The organism is Aeromonas sp. sif0611 (assembly GCF_019218845.1).
In the GTDB taxonomy this organism is placed as follows: Bacteria; Pseudomonadota; Gammaproteobacteria; order Enterobacterales; family Aeromonadaceae; genus Aeromonas; species Aeromonas media.
This window is the reverse complement of sequence record NZ_JAHUWU010000001.1, coordinates 132,433-147,069: the sequence shown is the minus strand read 5'-3', so window position 1 is coordinate 147,069 and position 14,637 is coordinate 132,433. Positions and strand designations below refer to the sequence as shown.

11 protein-coding genes are annotated in these 14,637 nt (G+C 61.7%); 5 read left to right on the top strand and 6 right to left on the bottom strand.

The genetic code is table 11. From position 1 onward, the window contains the following. Positions 1-280: 280 nt before the first annotated feature. From fruB to fruA, 3 genes are read left to right on the top strand one after another with little or no spacing between them, the layout of a single operon-like run. Entirely contained in the window at positions 281-1,381 is a 1,101-nt protein-coding gene (fruB, locus tag KW824_RS00630; RefSeq protein ID WP_218408576.1) for a fused PTS fructose transporter subunit IIA/HPr protein, read from the top strand. Beyond that, positions 1,381-2,370: a 1-phosphofructokinase gene (gene pfkB / locus KW824_RS00625; protein ID WP_218408575.1), complete on the top strand. Its 990-nt coding sequence runs from the start codon at positions 1,381-1,383 to the stop codon at positions 2,368-2,370. Before fruB ends, pfkB begins: the two co-directional genes overlap by 1 nt. Continuing rightward, on the top strand, positions 2,367-4,103 hold the full coding sequence (fruA, locus tag KW824_RS00620) for a PTS fructose transporter subunit IIBC (protein WP_218408574.1): 1,737 nt from the start codon (positions 2,367-2,369) through the stop codon (positions 4,101-4,103). The genes pfkB and fruA overlap by 4 nt, the downstream gene beginning before the upstream one ends. A gap of 80 nt (positions 4,104-4,183) precedes the next feature. Here fruA and KW824_RS00615 read toward each other — a convergent pair whose 3' ends face one another. After that, positions 4,184-4,435, bottom strand: coding sequence for a DUF1289 domain-containing protein (locus KW824_RS00615; protein ID WP_171273840.1), 252 nt, complete (start codon positions 4,433-4,435; stop codon positions 4,184-4,186). Positions 4,436-4,585: 150 nt separating this feature from the next. Between KW824_RS00615 and mltA the strand changes: the two genes are divergently transcribed. After that, a complete protein-coding gene (mltA, locus tag KW824_RS00610) occupies positions 4,586-5,737 on the top strand; it encodes a murein transglycosylase A (protein ID WP_043131764.1) in 1,152 nt (383 codons plus the stop codon). Between the two features lie 120 nt (positions 5,738-5,857). Here the strand turns inward: mltA and yfaE are convergent, their stop codons facing one another. The 5 genes from yfaE to ubiG form a co-directional block, all read right to left on the bottom strand. After that, positions 5,858-6,178, bottom strand: a complete 321-nt coding sequence (yfaE, locus tag KW824_RS00605) for a class I ribonucleotide reductase maintenance protein YfaE (RefSeq protein WP_041205821.1) — start codon at positions 6,176-6,178, stop codon at positions 5,858-5,860. After that, positions 6,175-7,308, bottom strand: a complete 1,134-nt coding sequence (gene nrdB, locus KW824_RS00600; protein WP_041205819.1) for a class Ia ribonucleoside-diphosphate reductase subunit beta — start codon at positions 7,306-7,308, stop codon at positions 6,175-6,177. The genes yfaE and nrdB overlap by 4 nt, the downstream gene beginning before the upstream one ends. An 83-nt stretch (positions 7,309-7,391) precedes the next feature. Continuing rightward, positions 7,392-9,659 carry a class 1a ribonucleoside-diphosphate reductase subunit alpha gene (gene nrdA, locus KW824_RS00595; protein WP_005329715.1) on the bottom strand — a complete coding sequence of 756 codons (2,268 nt, stop codon included), beginning with the start codon at positions 9,657-9,659 and terminating at the stop codon, positions 7,392-7,394. A gap of 539 nt (positions 9,660-10,198) precedes the next feature. Continuing rightward, positions 10,199-10,882, bottom strand: coding sequence for an HAD family hydrolase (locus KW824_RS00590; RefSeq protein ID WP_218408573.1), 684 nt, complete (start codon positions 10,880-10,882; stop codon positions 10,199-10,201). Next, complete coding sequence (gene ubiG, locus KW824_RS00585; RefSeq protein WP_042650158.1) at positions 10,882-11,598, bottom strand: bifunctional 2-polyprenyl-6-hydroxyphenol methylase/3-demethylubiquinol 3-O-methyltransferase UbiG; 717 nt, start codon at positions 11,596-11,598, stop codon at positions 10,882-10,884. The genes KW824_RS00590 and ubiG overlap by 1 nt, the downstream gene beginning before the upstream one ends. Before the next feature lie 199 nt (positions 11,599-11,797). Here ubiG and gyrA point away from each other — a divergent pair, with 199 nt between their 5' ends. Next, complete coding sequence (gyrA, locus tag KW824_RS00580) at positions 11,798-14,587, top strand: DNA topoisomerase (ATP-hydrolyzing) subunit A (RefSeq protein WP_218408572.1); 2,790 nt, start codon at positions 11,798-11,800, stop codon at positions 14,585-14,587. Positions 14,588-14,637 lie beyond the last annotated feature (50 nt).

Below are 14,637 nucleotides of genomic sequence, written 5' to 3'. Positions count from 1 at the left end.
CGCGACGGTTTCAGGTGGGGGCACCGAAAAGTGTGCGCGGGATCATATCATTGAAAAGCACTCTCCGTGGGATCTTGAACAATTGGCTGAAACGATTCAGTCTTAGTGTAAGTGAAACGATTCAGCTTGTCAGTAAGCGATGAATGTTCGACCAGTAAATGCCGAGATGGCCTACCTGGGGGGAGATTCCCGTCTATTGTCAGCAGGCAAATTACCCGAAATCCAAGTTGAGTTGAGCCGGTGTACCGCGAGGCGAAGCCGGACCTGATGGAGAATCTCTATGTTGAAGTTGGCGCGACAGCAAATCCTGCTGGGACAATCGGTGGCAACCAAGGCGGACGCCATCGCCCTGCTGGCAGGCAAACTGACCGAAGCGGGTCTGGTGGAGGCCGGTTATGTGGACGGCATGCTGGCGCGGGAAGCCCAGCACGCCACCTACCTTGGCAGCGGCATCGCCATTCCCCACGGCACCACGGACACCCGCCATCTGGTCAAGAGCACCGGCGTCATGGTGGCCCAGTTCCCTCAGGGGATCGAATGGGATGAGGGGCAGATTGCCTATGTGGCCATCGGCATCGCCGCCAAGTCCGACGAGCATCTGGGCATCTTGCGCCAGCTCACCCATGTGCTGGGTGACGAGCAGGCCGCCGCGCAGTTGAGAGAGGCCACCGATGAAGAGACCATCATCAACATCCTGACCGGTGCAAGTGCGGCGAAAGAGGTGCAATACCTGACCCTGGCGGACTTCCCGGCCGACGATCGCGACCAGCTGCTGCTGGGAGCCGCCGCCCGCGCCAAATCCGCCGGCTGGGGTGAGGCCGCCATGGTGACCTCCCTGCTGGCAAGCGAGCCCGCCTATCTGGGGGATGGCGTCTGGCTGGCCCGCGCGCAAGCGGCCCAGACCGGCTGGGTGCTGGCGACCCCGAGCAGCACGCTGACTGCGGGTGAACTGCCGATCAGTGCCCTGCTGCTGCTGTGCGCCGCCGATGCGGGTCATCTGGCGCAGCTCGACAACCTGGCCAAGCTTGCCGCCGCCGGTCAGCTCGGGACGCTCGCAGGGAGCGACGGTCTGGCCATGCTGCAGGCAGGTCCGGCGAGCGGTCTCTCCGACACCTTCACCATCATCAACCCCCATGGCCTGCACGCTCGTCCGGGCGCCATGCTGGTCAAAGTGGCCAAGGAGTATGCATCCGACATTCGCGTGGCGAACCTGGATGGCAGCGGTGAAGCGGTCTCCGCCAAGAGCCTGATGAAGGTCATCGGTCTGGGTGTCAAGTGCGGTCACCGCCTTGCCTTCCGCGCCGAAGGGGCCGATGCCGAGGCGGCCCTCAAGGGGATAGGCGAGGCCATTGCCGCCGGTCTGGGCGAGGGGGCGCACTGATGGACATCGTTACCATCACCCTCAATCCGGCGCTGGATCTCACCGCCCGCCTGGGCGCCATGAGCCTCGGCGAGGTGAACCTGGTGAGCGAAGCCAACTTGCGCGCCGCGGGCAAGGGGATCAACGTCGCCATGGTGCTCAAAGACCTGGGTCGCGACGTGGGCCTGACCGGCTGGCTCGGGACTGACAATCAGCAGAGCTTCGTCTCCCTGTTTGAAGCGCGGGCCCTGGACGATCATTTCGTGCGCGTGGCAGGCAGCACCCGGATCAACGTGAAGATCTCCGAGCAATCTGGCCGGGTCACGGATCTCAATCTGCCGGGGCTCACCGTGCATCAGGCGGAAGTGGCCGCGCTGGAGGCCGAGATAGAGAAGCTGGCGCCACGCGCCGACTGGTTCGTGCTGGCGGGCAGCCTGCCCAAGGGGGTCGAGCCTGGCTACTGCGCCCGTCTCATCAGCCTGCTCAAGGCCAAAGGCAAGCAAGTGATCTTCGATTGCAGCGGCGTGGCCCTCACCGAAGGGATCAAGGCTGCGCCTACCCTGGTCAAACCCAATCTGGAGGAGCTTGAGCAGTGGGCAGGTCGCCCCGTAAAGACCCTCGCCGATCAGGCCGAGTGCGCGCGAGAGTTGCAGGCCGCGGGCATACCCCATGTGGTGATCTCCAATGGCGCTGACGGCCTGGTCTGGTTTGGCCCCGATGCCACCTGGCAGGCCATTCCGCCGCGCATGCAGGTGGTCAGCACCGTCGGTGCCGGCGACTCTCTGGTAGCGGGGCTGGCCCATGGCCTCAGCCTTGGCTGGGCGCCGGAGCAGACCCTGCGTCTGGCCACCGCCGTCTCTGCCTTGGCGGTGAGCCAGGTGGCGGTCGGCTTTGACGATATCAAGGTGCTCACCCCCTTACTCGAGCTGGTGCGCGTACAGCGTCTGGATGACCTGGCACCGGCTCAATCCAACCCCCTTTCGATGACACACTCAGGAGATGCCCAATGAAAGCAATTCTGGTTACGGCTTGCCCGGCGGGCATTGCCACCAGCTTTCTCGCTGCAAAACGGATAGAACAGCAGGCCAAACTGGCGGGCTGGGAGCTTATCCTCGATGTCGGCTCCAGCGTACAACCTCGCCAGGTTCCCTCGAAAGAGCAGATTGCCGCCGCCGAACTGGTGCTGGTAGTCGCAAGTGCCCCGGTGGATCTCGCCGCCTATGACGGCAAGCGCCTCTATCAGGGCAGCATGGATCTGGCGCTGCAGGATCCTGCCGCCCTGCTGGAGGCCGCCGCGAGCGGTGCCAGCCTCTATCGCCACCAGGCCGCGCCCGCCGTTGCCAATGCCGCCGCCAAGGCGGCCAGCGGTGCCAAGCGCATAGTTGCGGTCACTGCCTGTCCGACCGGGGTGGCCCACACCTTCATGTCGGCGGAAGCGCTGGAGACCATGGCCAAGCAGCTGGGTCATCAGGTCCGCGTCGAAACCCAGGGCTCGGTCGGTGCCCAGAACGCCCTGACCGCCGATGAGATCGCCGCCGCCGATCTGGTGTTCCTCGCCACCGACATCGAGGTGGACATGGCCCGCTTCGACGGCAAGCCCGTCTATCGCACCAGCACGGGCGCTGCCCTGAAGAAGACCCGCGCCGAGCTCGACAAGGCGTGGACAGAGGCGAAGACCTATCGTCACAATGGCGCTGCCGCGGCCAAGAAAGAGGAGAAGGCTGGCCCCTACAAGCACCTGCTGACCGGTGTCTCCTTCATGCTGCCCATGGTGGTGGCCGGTGGCCTCATCATCGCGCTCTCCTTCATCTTCGGTATCGAGGCGTTCAAGGAAGAGGGGACGCTCGCGGCGGCCCTGATGAAGATCGGCGGCGGCTCCGCCTTCGCCCTGATGATCCCGGTACTGGCCGGTTACATCGCCTACTCCATCGCCGACCGTCCGGGTCTCGCCCCCGGCATGATTGGCGGTATGCTGGCCAGTTCGCTCGGCGCCGGTTTCCTCGGCGGCATAGTCGCCGGTTTCCTCGCCGGTTACAGTGCCAAGTACCTGAGCGACAAGGTGCGCCTGCCGGTGACCCTGGAAGCGCTCAAGCCCATCCTCATCATTCCATTGGTGGCCAGCCTGTTTACCGGCCTCGTCATGATCTACGTGGTGGGCGGCCCAGTGGCCGGCATCATGAATGCCATGACCGAGTTCCTGAACAACATGGGCTCCGCCAACGCCGTGCTGCTGGGTGTCATCATCGGCGCCATGATGTGCTTCGACATGGGGGGGCCGGTCAACAAGGCGGCCTACGCCTTCGGGGTCGGCCTGCTCGCCTCCAAGACCTATGCCCCCATGGCTGCGGTGATGGCCGCCGGCATGGTGCCGGCCCTGGGGATGGGGATCGCCACCTTCCTGGCCAGCAAGAAGTTCATCAAGGCGGAGCAGGAAGCGGGCAAGGCCTCCTTCGTGCTGGGTCTGTGCTTCATCTCCGAGGGGGCCATCCCGTTTGCGGCCAAGGATCCGATGCGGGTCATCCCGGCCTGCATGGTGGGTGGTGCCCTGACCGGTGCGCTCTCCATGCTGTTCGGCTGCGAACTGGTGGCGCCCCACGGTGGCCTGTTCGTGCTCTTCATCCCGAACGCCATCAGCAACGTGCTGATGTATATCGTGGCGATTGCGGCGGGATCGCTGTTGACCGGCGTCTCCTACGCCATGCTCAAGCGCGGCGAGGAGCAGGCCAAGCTGGCAACGGCCTGATTGACGTCCATCCGACGAATGACAAGGCGGCCTGTAGGCCGCCTTTTGTTTTGGTGGGGTGGAGGAGGGCAGGGAAGGGGTCAGAAATCCCAGCCGGGTTGTGATGGCGGTTCGATGGGCTCACCCTCTCTGGCCTTGCGACGGGCGGCCTCGACCCGTGCCTTGCGGTTGCGGCACAGGCGCATCACCTCCTGCTGCTGGGCCGGGGTCATGGCGAGCCAGTTGAAGCGCTCTTCTCTACTGCGCAGGCACCCCTTGCAGTAGCCCTTGTTGTTCACTTCGCAGATCCCGACGCAGGGGCTCGTCAGGGGGAAGATTTCGAGCTGTTCCATCCACGCCCTCTCACATCTTGTCACCTTGTTATAACCCAGAAGATCCCCTTTGGAGAAATAGGGCGTCCGGGGGTGGATGGCGTTTGCTTTCCCCCGGCAAATTTGGCATCTTCCCCGCCGTGCAAGACGCTCGGTGTTATATGAGGACATATGAATAAACATGCGTACTGGCTGGCCGCCGCCGTGGTCGGGTTGGCCGGTTGTGCGGGCAACCCTGAACCGGTCAAGGTGCCCCAGAAGAAGGCGGGATCCGGATGTTTTCTGAACTGCGAGGTGCCGGAGAATCTGGGCAAGCAGTATCTGGATGGTGCCCTGCCAGGGGATCTGGTGCGGGTGGAGCGCGTCAACAGTCGCCAGCGTGCCGACTACAGCAAATTCGGCCCCCAGAGTCGGCTGGTGCTGGAGCGCTCCGGCAAGATGACCCGTCGTTATGGTGAGCTCTATCGCCAGCTTTCCCGCTGGGTGGCCAATGGCGGTGATCCTGCCTACATCACCCAGTACGGTATCAGCCTGGCCCAGCTCGGCGGCGCCGATCGCATGGGCAACGTGCTCTTTACCGGCTACTACTCGCCGGTGCTGGAAGTGCGCCACCGCCCGGATGCCAAGTACAAGTACCCCATCTATGCCATGCCCAAGTGCGGTGGCCGTTGCCCGAGCCGTGCCGAGATCCACCAGGGAGCGCTGGCCAACCGGGGGCTGGAGCTGGGTTACAGCAAGTCTCTTATCGACAACTTCCTGATGGACGTGCAGGGTTCAGGCTTCGTGCACTACGGGGATGACGACCGGCTGCAATACCTGGGTTACAGCGGCAAGAACGGCCACGGCTACGTGAGTATCGGCCGGGTGCTGATCGACCGGGGAGAGGTGCCCAAGGAGCAGATGTCCATGAAGGCCATCAAGGAGTGGGCCAACAGCAAGCCGGAGGAGAGCGTCAAGGAGTTGGTAGAGCAGAACCCGTCTTATGTCTTCTTCGAGCGTCGCCCCACCAATGACGTGATTGGCGCCGCTGGCATTCCGTTGCTACCGCTGGCGGCGGTGGCGGCCGACAAGACCCTGCTGCCGATGGGCACTCCCATCCTGGCGGAGGTGCCGCTGCTGGACAAAGCCGGCAACTGGACCGGCAAACACCAGTTGCGGCTCTTGATCGCATTGGATGTGGGCGGCGCGGTGAAGAGAGGACACCTGGATCTCTACCACGGCATGGGGGAGAAGGCCGGTGTGGCCGCGGGTCACTACAAGCACTTTGGCCGGGTCTGGAAGCTGGGCCTGCACCACGGGCCGACCGCCGCCCCCTGGCTGTGATCCTTTGATGGTACGGGCGTCTGCACAGGGCGCCCTTAAGAGAAGTTCAAGAAGCAAAAAAGCCGCCGGATTTGCTCCGGCGGCTTTTTATTGGCTGTGATTTGCCAGCCCGTAGTGGCGTCAACCCTTCTGGATGTCCAGCCGGATGGCACCCACCGGCTGGCAGCAGCAGGGCAGGCATTCCCCCTGGGAGACAAACGCCAGCGGCACGGCGGCGTAGTGCACCGAACCTGCCAGCAAGGGCGTGCGGCAGGCGCCGCAATAGCCGCTGCGGCACTGGAACTCCACGTGATGACCGTGGCGCTCCAGAGTCTCCAGCACGCTCTCGCCGGGATGGGCGTGCAGCACGCCATCCTGGGTATGCACCCGTGGCGAGCCTGCTTCGCTCTGCGCGGGGACCGCGTGCGGGGCAGGGGTCAGCGTGCCGGTGGCGTCACTCACAGCTCGAAGTCACCCAGGTCGTCTGCGTGCACTTCGCTGTCGATCTGGCCGACCAGATAGGAGCTCACCTCCACTTCTTGGGGCGCCACCTGCACGTTGTCGGAGGACAGCCAGGTGTTGATCCAGGGAATTGGGTTTTGCTTGGCACCAATGAAGGCGGGTTGCAGGCCGACCGCGCTCATGCGCAGGTTGGTGATGTATTCCACGTACTGGCAGAGGATGTCCTTGTTCAGGCCGATCATGGAGCCATCCTGGAACAGGTACTCGGCCCACTCTTTCTCCTGCTCGGCTGCTTCCTTGAAGATGTCGAAGCAGGCTTGCTCGCACTCGGCGGCAATCTCGGCCATCTCAGGATCGTCTAGGCCATTGCGCATCAGGTTCAGCATGTGCTGGGTGCCGGTCAGGTGGAGGGCTTCATCGCGGGCGATCATCTTGATGATCTTGGCGTTGCCTTCCATCAGTTCGCGCTCGGCGAAGGCAAACGAACAGGCGAAGCTGACGTAGAAGCGGATCGCCTCCAGGGCATTGACGCTCATCAGGCACAGATAGAGTTTCTTCTTCAGCTCGCGCAGGTTGATGGAGACCTCGCGGCCCGCCACGCGGTGGGTACCTTCACCGTGCAGGTGGTAGAGCGCGGTCGCCTCGATCAGATCGTCGTAGAAGTGGCTGATGGAGCCGGCACGCTTGAGGATCTGCTCGTTGGTCACGATATCGTCGAACACCTGCCCCGGGTTGTTGACGATGTTGCGGATGATGTGGGTGTAGGAGCGAGAGTGGATGGTCTCGGAGAAGGCCCAGGTCTCGATCCAGGTCTCCAGCTCTGGGATGGAGACCAGCGGCAGCAGCGCCACGTTCGGGCTGCGACCCTGGATGGAATCCAGCAGGGTCTGGTACTTCAGGTTGGAGATGAAGATGTGCTGCTCATGGGGTGGCAGGGCCTGATAGTCGATGCGATCGTGGGAGACATCCACCTCTTCCGGACGCCAGAAGAAGGAGAGTTGCTTCTCGATCAGCCGCTCGAAGATGTCGTGCTTTTGCTGATCATAACGGGCCACGTTGACCGACTGGCCGAAGAACATCGGCTCCTTGAGCTGGTCGTTTTGGGTCTGGCAGAACGTTGAATAAGCCATGGTGATTTGAATGTCTTGAATGAGAGGAGACAGGAGGGCGGGAGCTTCATGCTCCCGCCCGGTTCATCAGATCGTGCAGCGACTTATATTTTACAAGCCCCGCCGGCGCAACCGTCGTCTTGCAGATCGGTCTGGGCATCGTCCGCACCATCACGGGTGTTGTGATAGTAGAGGGTCTTGAGGCCGTATTTGTAGGCGGTCAGCAAGTCCTTGAGCAGCTGCTTCATCGGGACCTTGTTGCCTTCGAAACGGGCCGGATCGTAGTTGGTGTTGGCGGAGATCGCCTGATCCACAAACTTCTGCATGATGCCGACCAACTGCAGGTAGCCATCGACGCTCGGCTGTTTCCACAGCAGTTCGTACTGATCCTTCAGGCGGTGATACTCGGGCACCACCTGCTTGAGGATGCCGTCCTTGGAAGCCTTGACCGACACCAGGCCGCGCGGCGGCTCTATGCCGTTGGTAGCGTTGGAGATCTGGCTGGAGGTCTCGCTCGGCATCAGGGCGGTCAGGGTGGAGTTGCGCAGACCCACGGTCTTTATCTCTTCACGCAGGCTTTCCCAGTCCAGATGCAGCGGCTCGTTGCACAGCACATCGAGATCCTTTTTATAGGTATCGATGGGCAGGATCCCCTGGGCGTAGGTGGTCTCGTTGAAGGCCGGACAGGGGCCGAATTCGCGGGCCAGCTGCACGGAGGCCTTCAGCAGGTAGTACTGGATCGCCTCGAAGGTACGGTGAGTCAGTGCCAGACCGGAACCGTCGGAGTAGCGGGCACCATTCTTTGCCAGGTAGTAGGCGTAGTTGATGACGCCGATCCCCAGGGTGCGGCGGTTCATGCTGCCCTTCATCGCAGCCTTGAGCGGGTAGTCCTGATAGTCGAGCAGGGCATCCAGGGCGCGCACGGCGAGATCCGCCATCTCTTCCAGGTCTTCCAGCTTCTCGATGGCGCCGAGGTTGAAGGCAGACAAGGTGCACAGGGCGATCTCGCCCTCTTCGTCATCCACGTTGTTGAGCGGCTTGGTGGGCAGCGCAATCTCGAGGCAGAGGTTGGACTGACGCACCGGCGCCACGCTCGGATCGAACGGGCTGTGGGTGTTGCAGTGATCCACGTTCTGGATGTAGATGCGACCGGTGCCGGCGCGCTCCTGCATCATCAGGGAGAAGAGATCCACCGCCTTGAGGGTCTTCTTGCGAATGCTCGGATCCTGCTCGTATTTGACGTAGAGCTGCTCGAACTTGTCCTGATCCGCGAAGAAGGCGTCGTACAGACCCGGGGCATCGGACGGGGAGAACAGTGTGATGTCGCCGCCCTTGATCAGGCGCTGGTACATCAGCTTGTTGATCTGCACGCCGTAGTCCATGTGACGGACCCGGTTCTCTTCCACGCCGCGGTTGTTCTTCAGTACCAGCAGGCTCTCCACCTCTGTGTGCCACAGGGGGTAGAACAGGGTGGCGGCACCGCCGCGCACGCCGCCCTGTGAGCAGCACTTCACGGCAGTCTGGAAGTATTTGTAGAAGGGGATGCAGCCGGTGTGGAAGGCTTCGCCGCCACGGATGGGGCTGCCGAGACCCCGGATGCGACCGGCGTTGATACCGATGCCGGCGCGCTGGGAGACGTAACGGACGATGGCGCTGGCGGTGGCATTGATGGAGTCCAGGCTGTCATCGCACTCGATCAGCACGCAGGAGCTGAACTGACGGGTCGGGGTGCGAACGCCGCTCATGATGGGGGTAGGCAGCGAGATCTTGAAGGTCGAGACCGCATCGTAGAAGCGCTTGATGTAGTCCAGACGGGTATCTTTCGGATACTTGGAGAACAGGCAGGCCGCCACCAGGATGTAGAGGAACTGCGGGCTCTCGTAAATTTCGCCGGTGACCCGGTTCTGCACCAGGTACTTGCCTTCCAGCTGCTTGACCGCTGCGTAGGAGAAGTCCATGTCACGCCAGTGATCCAGGTAGCCGTTCAGCTCCTCGAATTCGGCCTGGGTGTAGTCGGTCAGCAGGTGCTTGTCATACTTGCCCATGTCCACCAGACGGGCGACGTGCTGGTAGAGGTGGGGCGGCTCGAACTGGCCGTACGCCTTCTTGCGCAGGTGGAAGATGGCCAGACGGGCGGCCATGTACTGGTAATCCGGGCTCTGTTCGGAGATCAGGTCAGCAGCGGCCTTGATGACGGTTTCGTGGATGTCGGCGGTACGGATACCGTCATAGAACTGGATGTGGGACTTGAGCTCAACCTGGGAGACCGACACGTTGTCGAGCTTCTCGGCGGCCCAGTCGAGCACACGGTGAATTTTATCCAGATCGATGGGTTCTTTGTGGCCGTTACGCTTCGTCACAAACAAGTTCATTGGCTGATGACCTTTAGTTGATTCCCGAAAAACCATGGCGCCACGCATCCAGGGCGCCATTCTCGATGGTGGCCTGGGGGCGAAGTGCGCCATGAATCACAAGATATAGTGTTATTTTAAATTCGAACTACAAGATAGTGAGGTCGACACCGCATTGCAATCTGTGGATAACGCATTAGCTGTGGATAAATTGTGGGTGTTCGGGCCCGAGTTAGTGACTGCTCACAGTGAGTGGGTTTTCATCCGTCCGATCCGGCAAATGCAAGTCTGATGATCGAAGATGGAAAATTTAAATAACTTTTTTTGCTTGCGAAAAGAGGGTGTTTTTACTAGCAAATTCAGCCTGGTTATCCCTTGTGCAGTCAGGGTCAAAAGCTGTCCGATCCCCGTTGGCGCACGGTTGTCACCACTTCGAAAAAGGGGGCACATCAGCGCCCCCTGTCATGACCATAGCGTGGCTCCAGGAGTGAGCGTCGTGCTCATCTGGCCACCCCCTGGCGTTAAAGTTGCCCCGATGATCCACCTATGCCGTGCCGTGTTTAGGTCAGCTCGTAGCGCAGCCAGTGGTGCAGCGCCTGCACGGTGTCAAACTGCAGATCTGCGCCCCAGTCGGCGGGATCCTCGTCATCGCTCAGATAGCCCCAGCCCGCCACCGCGGTGCGCATGCCGGCGTTGCGGCCCGCCTCGATGTCACGCACGTGATCCCCCACGTAGAGGCAATGGGTGGCGTCGACGCCCAGTTGCTCGCAGGCAAAGTACATGGGGGCGGGGTCTGGCTTGCGCACCGGCAGGGTATCGGCACTGACCGTCACGCCGCAGCTGGCAAGCTCGGGCAGGGCGGCCAGCAGCGGCTTCGTGAGAAAGCCCGGCTTGTTGGTGACGATGCCCCAGGGCAGCTTCTTCTCATCGAGCCATTCGATGAGATCCAGCATCCCCTCATAGGGGCGGGTGCCGACACAGAGGTTGGCCGCGTAATGGTCGAGCAGGGCGGTGCGCAAGCGCGTGGCGCCCAACTCTTCCAGCAGATCCTCCCCCAGACCCGCCTTGAGCAGCCCGAGCGCCCCGTGGGAGGTGGTCTGGCGGATGATGGCCTCGGGCAGGGGGGCAAAGCCTTCGCTCACCAGCACATGGTTGACGGCGGCGCCGAGATCAGGGGCCGTGTCGAGCAGGGTGCCGTCGAGATCGAACAGCACGCAGTGCAGGGGCGCCTTGTAGGTGCTCATCAGATGGCCTCCGGGCGCACGAAGGCCACCATGTAGTTGACGTCGACGTTTTTGCCGAGTTTGAAGCTGTTGGACAGCGGCGCGTAGTGAACGCCGCTCATGTCCCGTACCAGCAGGCCTGCGGCTTCCCCCATGCGACACAGCTCGGCAGGGGTGATGAACTTTTTGTGGTCGTGGGTACCCTTGGGCACCATCTTCAGCAAGTACTCGGCCCCCAGGATCATCATCAGGTAGGCTTTCGGGTTGCGATTGATGGTAGAGACGAACACCTTGCCGCCCGGTCGTACCAGGGTGGCGATGGCGCGCAGTACGGAGGCGGGATCCGGCACGTGTTCCAGCATCTCCATGCAGGTGACCACGTCATACTGGCCCGGGGCCTCGGCGGCATGAGCTTCGGCGGTCATCTGGCGATATTCGAGCTCTACACCCTGCTCCAGGGCATGAAGGCGGGCAACCCCGAGGGGCTCTTTGCCCATGTCGATGCCGGTCACGCGAGCCCCCCGGCGGGCCATGCTCTCGGAGAGGATGCCGCCGCCGCAGCCGATGTCGAGCACGCGTTTGCCAAACAGGCCGCCGCTCTTGTCGGTGATCCAGTCAAGGCGCACCGGGTTTATCTGATGCAGGGGTTTGAACTCGCCCTCCATGTCCCACCAGCGGGAGGCGATGGCTTCAAATTTGGCGATTTCTGTCAGATCGACATTGGCATCACTATTCATTTTTTGATGATCCTGTGGCAGGGCGCGCAGCGGGCAGGGCGCGCGCAATCTATTGTCCTGGCGGGCATTATAACGGACGGACTTGGTCACACCAGCCCGACGTGCTACCCGGATTTGTGGCTTAAGGTATTTGGCTCAGTGTGTTACCATGTCGCGCTGTTTAAGCCAAAGAACAACTAATTAGGGATTAAGGCTTTCTATGAGCGATCTGGCCAGAGAGATCACGCCGGTCAACATCGAAGAAGAGCTCAAGAGTTCCTATCTGGATTACGCCATGAGCGTGATCGTAGGACGAGCTCTGCCGGATGTGCGTGATGGCTTGAAACCGGTTCACCGCCGCGTTCTGTTTGCTATGAACGAGTTGGGGAACGACTGGAACAAGCCCTATAAGAAATCGGCCCGTGTGGTCGGTGACGTAATCGGTAAATATCACCCGCATGGCGACAGTGCCGTGTATGACACCATTGTCCGGATGGCGCAGGATTTCTCCATGCGTTACATGCTGGTCGATGGTCAGGGCAACTTCGGCTCGGTCGATGGCGACAACGCTGCGGCCATGCGTTACACCGAAGTGCGGATGGCGCGCATCTCCCACGAGTTGCTGGCCGATCTGGACAAAGAGACCGTGGACTGGGTGCCGAACTACGACGGCACCGAGATGATCCCGGCTGTCATGCCCACCAAGGTACCCACCCTGTTGATCAACGGCTCCTCCGGTATCGCGGTGGGCATGGCGACCAACATTCCTCCTCACAACCTCACCGAGATAGTCAACGGCTGTCTGGCGTTGATCGAGAATGGCGCCCTCACCATTGACGAGCTGATGACCTATGTCACCGGCCCGGATTTCCCCACCGGCGGCATCATCAATGGGCGCTCCGGCATCGTGCAGGCCTACCGGACCGGTCGCGGCTCCGTCTATGTGCGGGCCAAGGCCGAGGTGGAAGTGGACGAGAAGACGAGTCGCGAGACCATCATCGTTCACGAGATCCCCTATCAGGTGAACAAGGCACGGCTTATCGAGAAGATCGCCGAGCTGGTCAAAGAGAAGAAGGTCGAGGGCATCAGTGCCCTGCGCGATGAGTCTGATAAAGACGGCATGCGCATCGTTATCGAGATCAAGCGCGGCGAGTCCGGCGAGATTGTGCTGAACAATCTCTACAAGCACACCCAGATGCAGACCACGTTCGGCATCAACATGGTGGCGCTCGATAACAACCAGCCCAAGGTGATGAACCTCAAAGAGATCCTGGATGCCTTCCTGCTGCACCGCCGTGAAGTGGTGACCCGCAGGACTGTGTTCGAGCTGCGCAAGGCGCGGGATCGGGCGCACATCCTGGAAGGTCTGGCGGTGGCGCTGGCCAACATAGACCCCATCATCGAGCTCATTCGCCACAGTGCGACCCCGGCGGATGCGAAAGCAGGCCTGGTTGCCAAGGGCTGGGAACTCGGCAACGTGGCCGCCATGCTGGAAAAAGCGGGCGACGACGCGGCACGGCCGGAGTGGCTGGAGCCGGAGTTCGGGATCCGTGAAGGGCAGTACTTCCTGACCGAGATCCAGGCCCAGGCCATCCTTGACCTGCGTCTACACAAGCTGACCGGCCTCGAGCACGAGAAGATCCTGGAAGAGTACCAGTCTCTGCTGGATCTCATCGCCGAATTGCTGTTCATTCTGGCAAGCCCAGAACGGCTGATGGAAGTGATCCGCGATGAACTGCTGGCCGTGCGCGAGCAGTATGGCGACGAGCGTCGCACCGAGATCAGCATGTCCAGTGCCGAGATCAACATCGAAGATCTGATCACCCCGGAAGACGTGGTCGTGACCCTGTCTCACCAGGGCTATGTGAAGTATCAGCCGCTCTCCGACTACGAGGCCCAGCGCCGCGGTGGTCGTGGCAAGTCGGCCACCCGGATCAAGGAAGAGGACTTTGTGGAGCGTCTGCTGGTGGCCAACACCCACGACACCATTCTGTGCTTCTCCACCCGTGGCAAGGTCTACTGGCTCAAGGTCTATCAGCTGCCGGAAGCGTCCCGTGGCGCCCGTGGTCGTCCCATCATCAACCTGCTGCCGCTGGAAGAGGGTGAGCGCATCACCGCCATCCTGCCGGTGAAGGAATATGATGCCGAGAAGTACGTCTTCTTCGCCACCGCCAACGGTACCGTGAAGAAGACCAGCCTGTCCGACTTCAGCCGTCCGCTCTCCTCCGGTATTCGCGCCATCAACCTCAAAGAGGGTGATGAGCTGATCGGAGTGGATATCACCGACGGCAGCAACGAGATCATGCTCTTCTCCGATGCGGGCAAGGTCGTTCGCTTCAATGAAGGTAGCGGCCGCGCCGATGCAGCCGATGTGGATGCCAGCGATGACGTCGAGACCGACGACGACGCCGGCAACGACGAGGATGGCAGCGACAACGGCGAAGGTACTGAAGGCACTGAAGGCACCGAGAGCAAGGGTACCTTCAAGGGCGTGCGTCCCATGGGTCGTACCGCCGCCGGTGTGCGCGGCATCAAGCTGGGTGCCGGTGACAAGGTGGTCTCCCTCATCGTGCCGCGCGGGGTCGGTGCCATCCTCACCGCCACCGAGAACGGTTACGGCAAGCGTACCGCACTGGACGAGTACCCGACCAAGAGCCGTGGTACCCAGGGCGTTCGCTCCATCAAGGTGGACGAGCGCAACGGCAAGGTGATCGATGCGATCCAGGTCGAGGATACCGACCAGATCATGCTGATCACCAACGGCGGCACCCTGGTGCGAACCCGTGTTGCCGAGGTGAGCGTCATTGGCCGTAACACCGGCGGTGTGCGTCTGATCCGTACCGGTGAAGACGAGACTGTGGTCGGCCTGCAACGCATTGCCGAGAGCGACGAGGAAGAGAACGACATCGTGGCCGTTGACGGTGAGGTGTCCGAAGGCACTGATACCGCGCCAGATACCGGCTCTGCCGATGCAGGATCTGCTGAAGAAGGTGCTGCGAGCGACGAATAATCGCGCGTTTTCCACCATGAAAAAGAGCGACCCCAGGGTCGCTCTTTTTG

Coding starts and splice junctions, on each gene's coding strand:
- fruB (WP_218408576.1), top strand. CDS start 281: ATGTTGAAGTTGGCGCGACAGCAAATCCTGCTGGGACAATCGGTGGCA.
- pfkB (WP_218408575.1), top strand. CDS start 1,381: ATGGACATCGTTACCATCACCCTCAATCCGGCGCTGGATCTCACCGCC.
- fruA (WP_218408574.1), top strand. CDS start 2,367: ATGAAAGCAATTCTGGTTACGGCTTGCCCGGCGGGCATTGCCACCAGC.
- KW824_RS00615 (WP_171273840.1), bottom strand. CDS start 4,435: ATGGAACAGCTCGAAATCTTCCCCCTGACGAGCCCCTGCGTCGGGATC.
- mltA (WP_043131764.1), top strand. CDS start 4,586: ATGAATAAACATGCGTACTGGCTGGCCGCCGCCGTGGTCGGGTTGGCC.
- nrdB (WP_041205819.1), bottom strand. CDS start 7,308: ATGGCTTATTCAACGTTCTGCCAGACCCAAAACGACCAGCTCAAGGAG.
- nrdA (WP_005329715.1), bottom strand. CDS start 9,659: ATGAACTTGTTTGTGACGAAGCGTAACGGCCACAAAGAACCCATCGAT.
- KW824_RS00590 (WP_218408573.1), bottom strand. CDS start 10,882: ATGAGCACCTACAAGGCGCCCCTGCACTGCGTGCTGTTCGATCTCGAC.
- ubiG (WP_042650158.1), bottom strand. CDS start 11,598: ATGAATAGTGATGCCAATGTCGATCTGACAGAAATCGCCAAATTTGAA.
- gyrA (WP_218408572.1), top strand. CDS start 11,798: ATGAGCGATCTGGCCAGAGAGATCACGCCGGTCAACATCGAAGAAGAG.